General features: G+C 45.6%; 18 protein-coding genes and 1 riboswitch. Of the genes, 15 read left to right on the top strand and 3 right to left on the bottom strand.

Annotated elements, in window-relative coordinates; all coding sequences use genetic code 11:
• Positions 1 to 12: 12 nt before the first annotated feature.
• From GT1_RS02025 to GT1_RS02005, 5 genes are all read left to right on the top strand, one after another.
• Positions 13 to 741, top strand: coding sequence for a metal ABC transporter ATP-binding protein (locus GT1_RS02025; protein ID WP_188397011.1), 729 nt, complete (start codon positions 13 to 15; stop codon positions 739 to 741).
• 23 nt (positions 742 to 764) lie between these two features.
• On the top strand, positions 765 to 1,607 hold the full coding sequence (locus GT1_RS02020) for a metal ABC transporter permease (RefSeq protein ID WP_188397009.1): 843 nt from the start codon (positions 765 to 767) through the stop codon (positions 1,605 to 1,607).
• A gap of 63 nt (positions 1,608 to 1,670) precedes the next feature.
• Positions 1,671 to 2,240 carry an HD domain-containing protein gene (locus GT1_RS02015; RefSeq protein ID WP_188397007.1) on the top strand — a complete coding sequence of 190 codons (570 nt, stop codon included), beginning with the start codon at positions 1,671 to 1,673 and terminating at the stop codon, positions 2,238 to 2,240.
• 302 nt (positions 2,241 to 2,542) lie between these two features.
• Positions 2,543 to 3,136 (top strand): spore protease YyaC, encoded by a 594-nt coding sequence (gene yyaC / locus GT1_RS02010; protein ID WP_075754746.1) that lies wholly within the window; start codon positions 2,543 to 2,545, stop codon positions 3,134 to 3,136.
• A gap of 320 nt (positions 3,137 to 3,456) precedes the next feature.
• The gene (locus GT1_RS02005) at positions 3,457 to 3,966 is read left to right on the top strand and encodes a sigma-70 family RNA polymerase sigma factor (protein WP_188397005.1); all 510 of its coding nucleotides are present in this window, start codon (positions 3,457 to 3,459) and stop codon (positions 3,964 to 3,966) included.
• On the opposite strand, the gene GT1_RS02000 is transcribed toward GT1_RS02005, so the two are convergent.
• The 3 genes from GT1_RS02000 to GT1_RS01990 all read right to left on the bottom strand — a co-directional run bounded on the left by GT1_RS02000 (position 3,932) and on the right by GT1_RS01990 (position 6,160).
• A complete protein-coding gene (locus GT1_RS02000) occupies positions 3,932 to 5,509 on the bottom strand; it encodes a recombinase family protein (RefSeq protein WP_188397003.1) in 1,578 nt (525 codons plus the stop codon). The two genes, GT1_RS02005 and GT1_RS02000, sit on opposite strands and share 35 nt — an antisense overlap.
• A gap of 42 nt (positions 5,510 to 5,551) precedes the next feature.
• The gene (locus GT1_RS01995) at positions 5,552 to 5,743 is read right to left on the bottom strand and encodes a DUF4177 domain-containing protein (RefSeq protein ID WP_188397001.1); all 192 of its coding nucleotides are present in this window, start codon (positions 5,741 to 5,743) and stop codon (positions 5,552 to 5,554) included.
• Between the two features lie 66 nt (positions 5,744 to 5,809).
• Positions 5,810 to 6,160, bottom strand: coding sequence for a DUF898 family protein (locus GT1_RS01990; RefSeq protein ID WP_188396999.1), 351 nt, complete (start codon positions 6,158 to 6,160; stop codon positions 5,810 to 5,812).
• Between the two features lie 349 nt (positions 6,161 to 6,509).
• Between GT1_RS01990 and GT1_RS01985 the strand changes: the two genes are divergently transcribed.
• The 10 genes from GT1_RS01985 (at position 6,510) to GT1_RS01945 (ending at position 13,393) form a co-directional block, all read left to right on the top strand.
• A complete protein-coding gene (locus tag GT1_RS01985) occupies positions 6,510 to 6,740 on the top strand; it encodes a hypothetical protein (RefSeq protein ID WP_188397546.1) in 231 nt (76 codons plus the stop codon).
• 177 nt (positions 6,741 to 6,917) lie between these two features.
• On the top strand, positions 6,918 to 7,085 hold the full coding sequence (locus GT1_RS01980; RefSeq protein ID WP_188396998.1) for an aspartyl-phosphate phosphatase Spo0E family protein: 168 nt from the start codon (positions 6,918 to 6,920) through the stop codon (positions 7,083 to 7,085).
• A gap of 137 nt (positions 7,086 to 7,222) precedes the next feature.
• Positions 7,223 to 7,459: a hypothetical protein gene (locus GT1_RS01975; RefSeq protein WP_075754762.1), complete on the top strand. Its 237-nt coding sequence runs from the start codon at positions 7,223 to 7,225 to the stop codon at positions 7,457 to 7,459.
• 82 nt (positions 7,460 to 7,541) lie between these two features.
• Entirely contained in the window at positions 7,542 to 7,757 is a 216-nt protein-coding gene (locus tag GT1_RS01970) for a hypothetical protein (protein ID WP_223225998.1), read from the top strand.
• Between the two features lie 247 nt (positions 7,758 to 8,004).
• A riboswitch (cyclic di-GMP riboswitch) is annotated at positions 8,005 to 8,092 on the top strand.
• Positions 8,093 to 8,133: 41 nt separating this feature from the next.
• A complete protein-coding gene (locus tag GT1_RS22480) occupies positions 8,134 to 8,256 on the top strand; it encodes a hypothetical protein (protein WP_255430388.1) in 123 nt (40 codons plus the stop codon).
• Between the two features lie 75 nt (positions 8,257 to 8,331).
• Positions 8,332 to 8,598, top strand: a complete 267-nt coding sequence (locus tag GT1_RS01965; protein WP_223225997.1) for a sigma factor-like helix-turn-helix DNA-binding protein — start codon at positions 8,332 to 8,334, stop codon at positions 8,596 to 8,598.
• Positions 8,599 to 8,809: 211 nt separating this feature from the next.
• Complete coding sequence (locus GT1_RS01960) at positions 8,810 to 9,316, top strand: YqeG family HAD IIIA-type phosphatase (RefSeq protein ID WP_188396993.1); 507 nt, start codon at positions 8,810 to 8,812, stop codon at positions 9,314 to 9,316.
• A 164-nt stretch (positions 9,317 to 9,480) separates the two neighbouring features.
• The gene (locus GT1_RS01955) at positions 9,481 to 10,335 is read left to right on the top strand and encodes a shikimate dehydrogenase (protein ID WP_188396992.1); all 855 of its coding nucleotides are present in this window, start codon (positions 9,481 to 9,483) and stop codon (positions 10,333 to 10,335) included.
• A 297-nt stretch (positions 10,336 to 10,632) separates the two neighbouring features.
• On the top strand, positions 10,633 to 12,324 hold the full coding sequence (locus GT1_RS01950) for a GspE/PulE family protein (RefSeq protein ID WP_188396990.1): 1,692 nt from the start codon (positions 10,633 to 10,635) through the stop codon (positions 12,322 to 12,324).
• Between the two features lie 10 nt (positions 12,325 to 12,334).
• Positions 12,335 to 13,393 (top strand): type IV pilus twitching motility protein PilT, encoded by a 1,059-nt coding sequence (locus GT1_RS01945; RefSeq protein ID WP_188396988.1) that lies wholly within the window; start codon positions 12,335 to 12,337, stop codon positions 13,391 to 13,393.
• Positions 13,394 to 13,428: the final 35 nt, after the last annotated feature.

The following is a 13,428-nucleotide window of genomic DNA, read 5'->3' as shown; positions in this document are numbered from 1 at the left end:
AAAAGGAAAACTATGGCTGAAATTAACTTACATAATATTACATTCGGGTACAACACAGAAATGGTGCTTAATAATATTACCTTTTCTGTAGCTCAGGGTGAATTTGTAGTAGCGGTCGGTCCTAATGGTGCGGGGAAAAGTACGCTGTTAAAAATTATGGCCGGACTTATCGAGCCCCTGGCTGGTCACGTGTTGATTGACAACCAGACGGTTTATACCGCTGCCAGGCAGGGAATACTTGGCTATGTGCCACAGCATTATGCCCAGAATACGGCAGCTTTTCCAGCCACTGTCGAAGAAATTGTGGCATTGGGGCTTGTTAATTATTCCAGTTTGCTAAAAGACAAAGGAGCCAGGCATATTGTCCGGCATATGCTGGAATTAGTGGGGATGGATAAGCTAAAAGACCGCCGGATTGGCGAACTATCCGGCGGCCAGCAGCAGCGGGTAATGGTAGCACGGGCTCTGGCCGGTAATCCGCAATTATTACTGCTGGACGAACCGACCAGCGGTATCGACTATGCCGCCAGTGCCAAAATTTATGAACTACTGGGTCAGCTTAACAGCACACTAGGCATTACCATTGTTATGGTTTCCCACGATATTGAAAACGCTACCCAGTTTGCCAGTAAAGTAGCGTGTATTAATCGCAGCCTGTGTTTTTTTGGTGACAGTGAACAATTTCATTCCAGTCATGCCACTATGCGGCATTTGTGGTATTATTCCGGCTTCACAGGCTAACTGAACAAGTGGGGGGATTTAATTTGGAAATATTGCAATACGACTTTATGCAGCGGGCTTTTTTAGCCGGGTTTATAACGGCTGTCATTTGCCCGGTTTTGGGGATGTTTATTGTGGTACGCCGGCAGTCGCTGATTGGTGACGGGTTAGGACATATTGCTTTTGCCGGAGTAACAGGTGGTTATCTGGCAGGTATTTACCCGGCGATAGGAGCATTTACATTAACCGTTGCCGGGGCTGTCGGCATTGAGCTTGTACGGCGCCACCGCACCCAAATGGCAGATACTGCGTTGGCTATTTTTTTCTATGCGGGAATAGCATTAGCGATAATTTTTAGTACTATTACCCGGATACCCAGCGCCAGTTTGCTGGGATTTCTGTTCGGCAGTATCCTTACAGTATCCTGGCAAGACGTTCTGGTGATTAGCGGGTGTGGCATTGTTGTTTTGGGAGTGGTATTTAGCCATTTTAACAAACTTACTTTGGTTGCTTTTGATGAAGACGTGGCCAAAGTTGCGGGCATTCATACCGGTGCGGTGAATATGGCATTAAGTATAGTTACGGCCATTACTGTTGTTACCGGTATGATGGTGGTAGGGATTCTTATGGTGAGTGCTTTGATGATTGTGCCGGTAGCGGCAGCGGAACAATTGGGGAAAGGCTTTAAGGCTACGCTGGGCTGGGCAATTCTGTTAGCTGTATTGTCCGTAGGGTGCGGTCTGACGGCAGCATTTTACCTGGATATTGCACCAGGCGGTTCCATCATTATTACCGCAATTTTGTGCTATCTGGCAACGGCCATTTACCGTCAGCTTCACCGTTATTGGCAGCGGACAGAGTCCCATAGCCAGATAATCAACTTGTAATGTATTTAACAAATTTGGTATAATCGGATTAAATTACTATACATAATTTAGGAGGATTATTACATGGACTACAACAGACAACAGGCTTGGCAGCTTTTGCGTCAGCATGTACATAGTGAGGTTCTGCTAAAGCATTGCCTGGCGGTTGAAATTGCGATGCGGGCCTATGCAGCTAAATTTGGTGAAGATGTTGAATACTGGGGAGCTGTAGGGCTACTGCATGATGTTGATTTTGAAAAATTCCCGGATGATCATCCCCATCATGCCCGGGAATTACTCTCGGCAGCCGGGTATAACAGTCAGTTTATCACCGATGTTGAAGCCCATGCCCGTGACTGGCAGCCGGAGCGCACCTTGTTGCAAAAAACGCTGCTGGCAGTTGACGAACTGACCGGCTTTATCATTGCCTGTGCTTTGGTGCGCCCGGATAAGAGCTTAGGAAATCTGGAACTAAAATCGGTTATGAAGAAAATGAAAGACAAGGCTTTTGCCCGTGCGGTAAACCGTGAGACCATTACAGTCAGCGCAGCCGCCATGGAGGTCGATTTTAAAGAACATGTTGAATTTGTTACCCATGCGCTGGCCCGGGCAGTGACTCTGCCTGAATATCAAGAGCTGCCGCTTATTAGTTAGTAGTCCACCAAGCCCAAATCCGCAGTGTTCTTATCGCGAGATTTCCCGCCCAGCTTCGTTGGTCCACGGGGACATAAGGGCAACATCGATTTCTGCTGTCACTATCGCTCGGCACAAACCGTGTTTACTTTAGCGTCACCTTACATATGTCCGATATGTGCGGCTCCTTCGTCTTGCTGGACGAAAAATCTCGCGCAATTCATCCTACGGCTTTAGACTTGGCAGACTACTGGTCAATATTAAACATAAACTAAGGCAGGGGGGCATACAGATTAAAGAGGACAGCTAAAAGGAGAGGGATAATGGCAAAACATGTTCTGAATAAGCTAACCGTTAATCTGCATGATTCCAATAGCCGGGAAAAACTATATGACCATCTGATAATGCTATTAAAGTGTCAGGAAGGGATACACTTACGGCCGTTGGTGGTACTGTGCATTGGCTCTGACCGCTATACCGGTGATGCTTTGGGGCCGCTAATCGGAACCTATCTGGAAGAATACACCGAATGCCATGTGTATGGTACATTGGAGCAGCCTGTTCACGCCGGTAATTTCGTCGAAATGCTTAATATTATTAAGCATCGGTTTCATCATCCGCTTATTATTGCCATTGACGCTTGCCTGGGGAAAAGCCATGAGATCGGCAATATTGAAGTTTGGCAAGGCGGATTGGCTGCAGGCATTGCTGTCGGCAACCGGCTGCCTACTGTTGGTGATATATCAATTATTGGTGTGGTGAATGCGCAAAGCCAGATAGGTTACCTTGATTTGCAGAGTACGCCGCTGTCTAAGGTAATGAAAATAAGCAAAGTGATTAGCGAAGTGCTTACCGAAGCAATGAACACCATCCAGGTTGAAACAATGCCGGCCTGCACTCAGTCTATGGCTAAATGAACCAAGTGAAAAAGGCGAGATGGCTGCACTGCCATCTCGCCTTTCAGTTCGATTAATGGCTGTTACCTACTCCTCAGGAAACAGCCTGTCCCACATCATGTATAGTACTACCAGCGTGCCGGCAAAGAATACACCAATATCAGCAATATAACGCTCCATGCGAAACCACGCTCCTCCCGAACGGCATACATTTCTTATCGATTATATGCCACCTGCGCTGCCGGCGCAAGTGGTATATAAATATTTTTTATTGCCAGGCACATTCATCTTGTCTACTCCATAGAATTTAATCGACAGATTTTTTGGGGGTGAATGACTGAATGGCTCTTACGTTTATTACGGTATTAGCAGCTTCGGTAATTAAAGGCATCACCCTGCTCGTCTCTTATATAGCTAACAATACTTTCCCTTTGCCGCTGTCGGAGAAAGATGAACGTATTTATTTGCAGCGGTTAAAGAACGGGGAGGAAGAGGCCCGAAACGTACTAATTGAACGCAATCTGAGATTAGTGGCACACATTGTCAAGAAGTTTGATAACACTGGCGAAGATGTTGATGATCTCATTTCCATCGGCACGATAGGTCTTATTAAAGCCATTAACACATTTGACCCTGCCAAGAAGATCAGGTTGGCTACCTATGCAGCCAGATGCATTGAGAATGAAATACTCATGCATTTAAGAAGTACCCGCCGCATACGCAGTGAAGTTAGTTTGTATGACCCGATCGGGGTTGATAAGGAAGGAAATGAAATAACACTGACTGTTTATCTGTTTAAGCAATCACAGCTGCGCATTACCTGGGTAAAATGGGATGCAGCTCCAGAATAAAACTGTCGCCATTTTGGTGCTTTTCTTTGCGGTAAGTGGCATATGCTAATACAGTTTTTAACAATTGATTTTTAACCGCCGGGTCCTTTGTCTTTTTATAAACGACAAGGACCTTTTCAAATTTCGGAATAATATCTTTATTGGCTTGTTCTCTTGCTATTTCGTGCTTGATAGCAGTCTCGGTGTCGGCTATGGTCTTTTCCGTTTCCAGAATCCGTTCGGAAAGTTTCTGAGACCTGTCCCGGTAGGTAGCTTCATCATAGATATTTCTTTCCAGAAAATCGTGGAGACGATCTTTTTGCAGCTCTAACTCTTTGTGCTCCTTGTTAAGATGCTGCAATAGCTTTTTCTTAATACTTATTGCATTATCTTTTTGTTCGACAGGCTTGTTGCGCACCCATTGAGCCCGGTATTTCTCCAGCCAATATTCAAGGCCATTCAGCACGCTGGTTTCCACATACTCAAAGCGGCTGCTCTTATTCGGGCATTGCTTGTTATAGCAGATGATATGGGGGTACTGCTGGTGGGAGTATGGCCTGTATACCATGGCTCCACCGCATATTGCGCATTTAACAAGTCCGGCCAGTGGGTTGGTAATACCGTTGACTTGCCGATAGGGGACATGATATTTACCTTTTAGGATTGCCTGTGCTTTGCTGAAAATCTCTTTGGCCACAAGCGGTTTGTGTTTGCCTTCAACGTCAATCCACTCCGAACGGGGGCGTGTTCTAACGTCCTCTTTTTTGCCCGGAGTTTTTGACTTTTTTTCCTCTTTCTTTTTCCATTGCAGCCGGCCGATATAGACTTCGTTTTTCAGGATAAAGAGAACAGTAGAGGCCTCCCAGGGTTTGCCGCTATAGGTAGGCTTGCCTAGCCGGTTAAGTTCAGCAGCAATCTTGTTGCTGCCCATTCTGACATTAGGGTCATCATGAGTATATAATTCAAAAATGAGCTTTACTACGGGAGCCTGGTCTGGGTGAGGTATTAATATTCTCTCACGGTTGGTTTTCTCAATTTGATAGCCATATGGCGGTCTGGCGCCGATATAATTGCCATCCTGCACCGAACGCACCCTGCCGCCTTGCAGACGCCGGGTGATAATCTTCAATTCCTTGCGTGCCATAAAGGCTTCGAATTCGGTGTATTCTTCATCAAATTCATCATTAAGGTCATAAATCTTGCGCGGTGTTACGATGAGCGTATTGGCGTTCTTGAAGGTTTTAAGAATGAATCCCTGATCTTCCATGTCGCCACGCCCCAGGCGGTCAACTTCCATACAGAATACAGAGCGCCATTTTCCCTCGGCAACTTCCTTAAGAAGCTGCATCATCTCCGGACGGTTAACGACACTTTCTCCAGATACTATTTCTTCGAAAACATGTGCGATAGTTACGTTGTAGTCTTTAGCCAGTCTGAATAAGTCCCGTTTATGTTTAGCCAGTGTCTCACCCTCGCCCCGGGCTTCGGCTTCGCTGTCTTCGCGCGATTTGCGGAGGTAAAAGGCGGCTGGCTCTAAGTCCTGACAAGTGTGTGGTGGCCTCATAGTATCACCTCTGAGGGTAATATACAGGTTTCCGTCGAATAGTTAGGCGTCTTTATAAAAAACAAGCATAATAGTATCTTTATCAAGAACCAGAGTTTCTCCGGAAATGTGTTTATCAAAAATCCAGCCATTGCGGGCATGTTCATTCAGAATTTCCTCCAGCCGTCCGCCATCAAGCCGTGAGGTTCCCAGAAATCCTTTTTTCTTTACTTCTATCACTTTATATTGGCGCATATTACATACCTCCTCGAAGTTTCATTTTGCAACCTGTGCTCATATCAACCGGTTTGGTAACTATTTCTAATGATTAATGACTGTTGGTGAACCACTTTGTGTGGTTACCTCGTCGGCAAAGCAGGTATTCTCTGTTTCCCAGCGTTTTAATTGGCAGTAAGCCCAAGGCACGTACAGCCCAAACGTTATAAAGGTTAATACCATGATCAACAGCCAGTGGCCCAGAAATTGGATTCCGGTACCGGTAAACAGTAGCTGCCGTCCATTCACGTAAGTATTATCGGCAATCCATCTCTGTTGAGCGGAATAAGCCCAAGGGAAGTATAGTCCCAGGGTAATGACTGATACAATTGAAGTCCATATTACCAGCCAGAGGTAACCAAACCCGGTACCACGAAATTCAAAGGTTTTTGACATAATGACTCCTCCAATATGATTAATTCTACATAATCAACAAAAACACAGCCTGTGGGATTAGTACTGTGTCCTTTGTCACATAAAGAATAAATGTTTCAGCTTTCTATTACTTCTGGTATTACATCTAGCCACAGCATAGTATCCCGCTATGTTGATTTTACTTTATATGTTGCTCGCAGACAATATATGAGGTGAAAAATATTGTCTGTAAGCAACATTGGACTATTGATGACTGCCAAACGGACCGGGGAAGAACTTTATAACCTTCCTGCGACCGGAGAGGTGAATTTTGGCAGTTAGCAGGGCCGTCCATACCGGTCACCGGCATATATATAAATGAGGTGATCGCGTGGGAAAGAAATATGCCGTTACTTATAAATTAGGTAAAACCACGGTTCACATAGTAGCTCCGCCGCCCATGAAGGAGGAGGAAAAAGAGATAATCCTTCGCCAATTCCACTTCGCCGCCTGGGCCGCCTGGAATTCGCTGCCTGTTGATGAAAGGCTGAAACTGAATTTGGGTGTTGATTTAACTGCAATCCTTCAACACAGGCTTACTACACTGTTCAAAGCCGAGTAATCGGCTGATAGCAATCCGGACAAGCGGGAATGATACCTGGGCGAAGAAATCGAAGCAGCAAACCGGAGGTAAATCAGTTGCCGGCATACCAAACATTAGCGATATTAAATTTATGCAAATAGATGCTTTCGTTCCTGGGAAGACTGTAATTATCCAGGGGGTGAAAGGGCAATAATCATGAAAGAATTAATTGAACTGCAAGTAATGATTGAGAAAATGCGTGATAAGTTGCATGAAATCGCGAAAGAAAAATCACTAACAGATATGGAAGTTGTTCGGGCAAGCCAGATGCTGGATGTGCTGCTCAATGAATATCAACAAATGCTAAAGAATAAAATTAAATAATTAAAGCCTTCGGGCTCTTTTTTCATGCCTAAACAAGGGTATAAATATATGCCGCAATTTTTTACAGTAATAAATTCATGCAATTTTCATTTAATCATGATATAATTTACATAAAGTCATCTTAAGGGGGGCTGTCTATGAGAAGAGAAACATTTATCCGTATATTAACTGCTATAAAACTTGTATCGAATAATATTACTGTTGTCGAGAATTTCAATAATAAGGCACTTGTTATTGTTCGAGTTCCTAAAATAGCAGGGGATTCTCCCAAACAGCTCCGATCATTACGCAAGATACTTTCCCATTGCTCGTATTTTAGTGTTCAGCCTGAAGCCGGTGAACTGGCGGTAACTATGGAATTTAATTGGGAATAGCAAAAAATGAGCAATTAACCGTTCCTATGGACTTGCTTGGCAGCAGGAATTAAATCCTTTTTGCCGAAAGATGTACATGTAAATGGTAAAAGGGGAGGTTATTATGGAGTCTCAATATTTTTGGACAAGCCAAGATGATTTGGAGCAGGTAGTAATTGGCAACGGCGAGATTCTGTTGATTAATAAAACCGGAGAATCAACAAGAATCGGAACTACGCTTGCTGAGGCGAGGCAGAAATTAACAGAATTAAGTAAAGCTGAAGATTTTCCTGATTTCATGAATGATTATAACTGGTAAGCCGTCCGCAAGGGCGGTTTTTTAAATCTAACAGATGAGCCGTCAGACAACGCTGCGCCGCTATGCATACCGGCCGTCTACGCTTCAGTAGTGTTGTCGGTTGTAAGGACCGGGTCAGCGGTTTTTAACTCTCTTTTTTGCAGTAGGCAGTGGATATGTGATATGTCTGCAGAAATGGGAAAATATTTACTCTTTTTTATCCATCTTAGCAGGATTTTGGCAATAGATGTATAAAAATAATTAAAAAAAGAATAATGGGCAAACCTTCTTAAAGGAAGGGACGCAAAGCCGTGGGTCTAAGGATGAGTTACATCTATGATTGCCAGGTTGCATTAAACGCAATCTGGTATTTTTATTTTGTGCGGGAGGGTTAGTGATGGGCGGTACGGACGATATTGTATTAAGTGAAGAAGAATTAAAGGAAATAGAGGAACTATTGCTTCAGCTGCCAGATATTATCGAAGAGCTAGAACAGCATGTTCCCAAGCCGAAAGCGTAATTAGATACTCAGCCGGACGAACTTGAACTATGAAACAGATAAATACCAGATGTTAATGAAATAACACTGATTGATGTGCTTGGCACAGCTCCGGATGTTGTGGGCGAAGCAGTCGAAAGTCTATGTGAGCAAGAACGGTTGACGCGGGAGATTCGCCGACTGACAGCGAGAGAAAAATGGGTACTTGAAATGCGGTTTGGTATACCTGATGGCAGTCGGAAGACACAGCGGGATATTGCTAAAATTTTAGGGATATCCCGCAGTTATGTCAGTAGAATAGAAAAACATGCGATTAACAAATTGGGTAAGACTTTGTCGGTGGATGGAAACCCACCCAAATAAGATTGCCGCACTGCGCTTACAATGACCAGACTTTGGCCGTCATTGTAAGCGCCTGTGTGGCAATTCCTTTTGTTTTTACTTTTGCCATGATATAATTTATGGTAATTGTACGGCAGCCAATACCGATTTTTCCATAAATGCTGTTAGTAATGCCCGACCTTGGCGTCGGGCTGCTACCAACCTATAATACTATTGGCTGAGGAGGGGAAATTTGCTTAAGTTATTAGCACCTTGTTTGGTGGTAAACACCTTATATGACATTAATCTGGAAAAACTCAAAAAACAGGGTATCCGTGGCATCGTTTTCGACCTTGACAACACTATAATTCCCTGGAATAGCTCGGAAATTTGTCCGGAAGTGTTGGGATGGCTTACCGATTTGGTTAACCGGGATTTTAAACTGTGCCTGGTGTCAAACAACGGAAACCGGCGGGTAAGACAAATTGCGGCACAGTGTGAAGTGCCTTTTGTCGCCCGGGCGTTAAAACCTTCCCGGACAGGATTTCGCCAGGCCGCGCGGGTTATGGAATTGAGTCCGGCGTCAATTGCCGTAGTTGGTGATCAATTGTTTACCGACATATTAGGCGGTAATCGCTTAGGTATGTTTACTATTTGGGTTAAACCGCTGGCAGCTCAAGAGTTTATTGGCACGAAATTTACCCGCCAGTTGGAAAAGCTGGCCGTCCGTTTGTTAAAATCTGCCGGACGCTTATCCTGAGATATATCTGACGGCTAACCCGCTCTAAGACTTCCAGCTTCTGCAAGGGGGAGTTATACCCCTACGGGCACAGGCGAGCGGCTAAGCCCTGGATAAGGGCGACTTAGCTTCAGGCGTGCCGTTTGATACTGACTATAGGCTGGTATGTAAAGGAGAACTGTTTTATGAATATAACCGCCACAACTCAAAAAGTTGGCTTGTTGGGCTGGCCGCTCAGCCATTCGCTGTCTCCGGCTATGCATAATGCTGCGTTTGCTGCCAGCGGTCTGGATTACGTGTATCTGCCGCTTGCAGTTCCGCCGGAACTGCTCTCTCAGGCGGTAACCGGAGTTAAAGCGCTGGGATTTGCAGGTATCAATGTCACTATCCCCCATAAAATCGCTGTCATGGATTATTTAGATGAAATAGACAACAGTGCCAGGTTGGTTGGCGCTGTTAATACCATCGTTAGTAAGGAAGGTCGCCTGATAGGTCACAACACCGATGCCGGCGGTTATATCAGCTCCCTCAAACTGGCAGGTGTTGCTGTGACCGGAAAGCATGTCGTTATTTTAGGGGCAGGCGGCGCGGCGCGGGCGGTAGCCGCCGGGTTTATCACCAATCATGCTGCGTCAGTAGCTATTAGTGCCCGGGACCTAGGGAAAGTTGACGGTATTGTAAAGCTGCTGCCAATAAATACGCCTGTGTACGGCACCGGGTGGGATAGCCGGGATTTTACCGCCGCGCTGTCTAAAGCCGATATTGTTGTTAATACCACACCTCTGGGGATGTATCCCAATATAGCCAGCCAGCCACCTCTGCCCTGGGAACTGCTAAGGCCGTCAGCCGTTATCTCAGATCTGGTTTACAACCCGCTGACAACCGCTTTTATGGCCGAGGCGGTGCGACATGGCCACACTGTGGTCGGGGGGGAAGGCATGCTTGCTGAGCAGGGGGCGTTGGCATTTGAACTCTGGACTGGCTGCTCTGCTCCACGTGATATTATGCAGCAGGTGCTGCTGTCGAAATTAAGTAAATAATACCCAATAATGGATTTTTTTTATAAAAACACCATTATTGGGGCAGGAATTCTTTATTTATGTACGAACTATATAAAAATACTCTCTAATTCATCCTTCATAAAAATAATATAAAGATTATGAAGTTTGAAGCTATATTTTATTACTTATTCAACAACGCAAGTAATGCAACCGATCATGCAAAATAGCTATGTTTTGCTGTGCCGGTTGCTTTTTTTTCCTCTGAACTCGCTTCCTTTCGCTTTCGCTCAAACTTCGGTACAAGCCGTTTAATTATTTTTGGGTGGAGATAAACAAATGTTGAATAATTGTAAACGGTTGGGCAATGTATTACTTGAAGCTGGAATTCTCAGTCACGAACAACTGAATAAAGCAGTAAGCGTGCAAAAAAAGACAGGTGAACCTCTAAGAAAAGTGCTTATTGCTTTAGACTATATTACCGAAACAAAGATGACTGAAATACTGGAGTTTCAACTGGGTGTACCGTATGTTACTATTGGCGCGATGGAAATCTCGCGCGAAATTGCTTCAACGATACCTGTCGCTTTGGCTGAACGCTATCAGGTTATTCCCATAAAGAAAGAGGGGCGTACATTAACCTTGGCCATGGTTGATCCCACTAATTTTTTTGCCATTGATGATGTACGGATGGCGTCAGGCTGCGACATCGAACCGGTAATTGCTGCCGAACGTGAGATTATGTGGGCCATCCGGCGGTCCTATGGTGTGCAGGATTTGGTTGAGAAGGCTGTCAGCAAGCTTAAAACAGACGCAGCCGGTACTAGCACCACTGCTGCTGAACTTCAATTAACCGACGATGCACCGGTGGTGAGTATCGTCAATTCCATTATCAGCCAGGCTATTAAAGAACGGGCCAGCGATATCCATATTGAACCGCAGGACAAGTTGCTGAGAGTGCGGTTCAGAATGGACGGCGTACTAAGAGAAGTTGTTACTTTCCCGCGACATACTCATGCTGCCATTATCTCGCGGATTAAAATTATGAGTGAAATGGATATTGCGGAAAAAAGGCTGCCACAGGACGGACGGATAAAGGTGCAGGAGTTTGGGCGTGAGATTGACCTTAGGGTATCAACTTTGCCCACAATCAGCGGTGAAAAAATTGTATTACGGATACTGGATAAACAGACTGTTATTTTGGATGTTAATGGACTGGGCTTTGCCGCCGCGAATTTAACAGTATACCGTAAACTATATTCTCAATCTCATGGCATGATCCTCACGACCGGTCCTACCGGGGCAGGTAAAACCACCACCTTATATTCGACTCTTACTGAGATTAGTACCCCCGGCAAAAATGTGATTACGGTGGAAGATCCTGTTGAATATCGCTTAGATGGTATTAACCAGGTGCAGGTAAATTATAAGGCGGGATTAACCTTTTCTAATGGTTTACGGTCGATTTTGCGACAGGACCCTAATGTGATTATGGTTGGTGAAATACGGGACAGGGAGACTGCCGATATTGCTGTCAGGGCAGCGCTTACCGGTCATCTGGTATTTAGTACATTGCATACCAATGATGCGCCGGGAGCAGTGATACGGTTAATCGATATGGGGCTGGAACCCTTTTTAGTGGCTTCCGCAGTACTGGGGATAGTTGCCCAGCGGCTGGTGCGGATAATTTGTCCGGATTGCAAACAACAATATACACCGGCAGCTGAGTCGCCGGAGTGGCATTTCCTGCTGACAAATGGTTTTAAAGACAGGCCTGGCTTGTACCGGGGTGTTGGTTGCCCGCGCTGCAGCCATACCGGCTATCTTGGACGTATGGCCATCCATGAAGTGATGGCTGTCAGTCCGGCGGTGCGCGAGGCCATCAACCGGCGGGTATCGAGCAATATTTTAGGAAGTATTGCAGCCACGGAAGGTATGAAACCCATGTGCCTGGATGGTATTGTCAAAGCATTCAACGGACTTACTACCGTGTCCGAGGTTATGCGGGTTGCTTACTCGGGCCAGGAGTAGAGGGAAAAACATGAAACATATAGATAGTCTGCTGGAAGCAGCAGTATTGGCTCAGGCCTCAGATATTCATCTTACGGTAGGGATTTCCCCCATTTTTAGAGTAGGAGGCAGTTTGCAAGGCACCCGGTATCCAAAACTCGAAACTAAAGATACTGAATTCATGGTTAGGGAGATTACCACTCAGGAACAGCAAGACAAGCTTCAAGCTTTGGGAGAGATTGATTTCGCCTATAGTATCGCTGGTTTGAGCCGTTTTCGGGTCAATGTTTTTAAACAGCGTGGTTCCCTGGCGGTTGCCATTCGCGTGGTGAGCGAGCTGGTACCCAGTTTAGAGCAGCTTGGCCACCCGGAAGTGCTCAAAACCCTGGCGCGAAAACCACGGGGGCTGGTGCTTGCCGTCGGGCCTACCGGCAGCGGCAAGTCAACTACCTTAGCCGCTATGCTTAATCTAATTAACACCGAGCGGGCTTGTCATATCATTACCTTGGAAGACCCTATTGAATATTTGCATAACCATAAAAAAAGTATTATTAACCAACGCCAAATTCATGTAGACACCCGGTCGTTTGTAAGTGCTCTCCGGTCAGCATTGCGGGAAGACCCGGATGTTATCCTGGTAGGTGAGTTGCGTGATGCGGAGACCATTGGCACTGCGCTGACAGCCGCTGAAACCGGACATTTGGTGCTGGCTACTTTACATACCGGTGATGCTGCCCAGAGCATTGACCGCATTATTGACGTTTTCCCTCCTTACCAGCAGCAGCAAATCAGGATTCAGTTGTCACTCACATTGCAGGGGATTGTGGCGCAGCAGCTAGTGCCCAACCGTGATGCTTCCGGGCGGACAGCCGCCATGGAGGTCTTGGTGGCGACACCGGCGGTGCGCAATATTATCCGTGAAGGCAAAACCCACCAGCTTATATCGGTTATCCAGACCGGAGCTAAAAGCGGGATGCAGGCTATGGATATGTCACTGCGTGATTTGTATCGCAGGGGTATCGTAACTTATGAGGAAGCTCTCGCACGGGCTATAGATCAGGAGACCTTTATCCGTTTGGCAAATGGTTAAATGTATATTCGCTAAACATAGAGGTGTATTTAGCA

The sequence above is a fragment of the Sporomusa sp. GT1 genome, assembly GCF_014634905.1.
Classification (GTDB): domain Bacteria; phylum Bacillota; class Negativicutes; order Sporomusales; family Sporomusaceae; genus Sporomusa; species Sporomusa sphaeroides.
The sequence above is the reverse complement of the archived record's forward strand: the minus strand, read 5'-3'. Positions and strand labels throughout refer to the sequence as shown.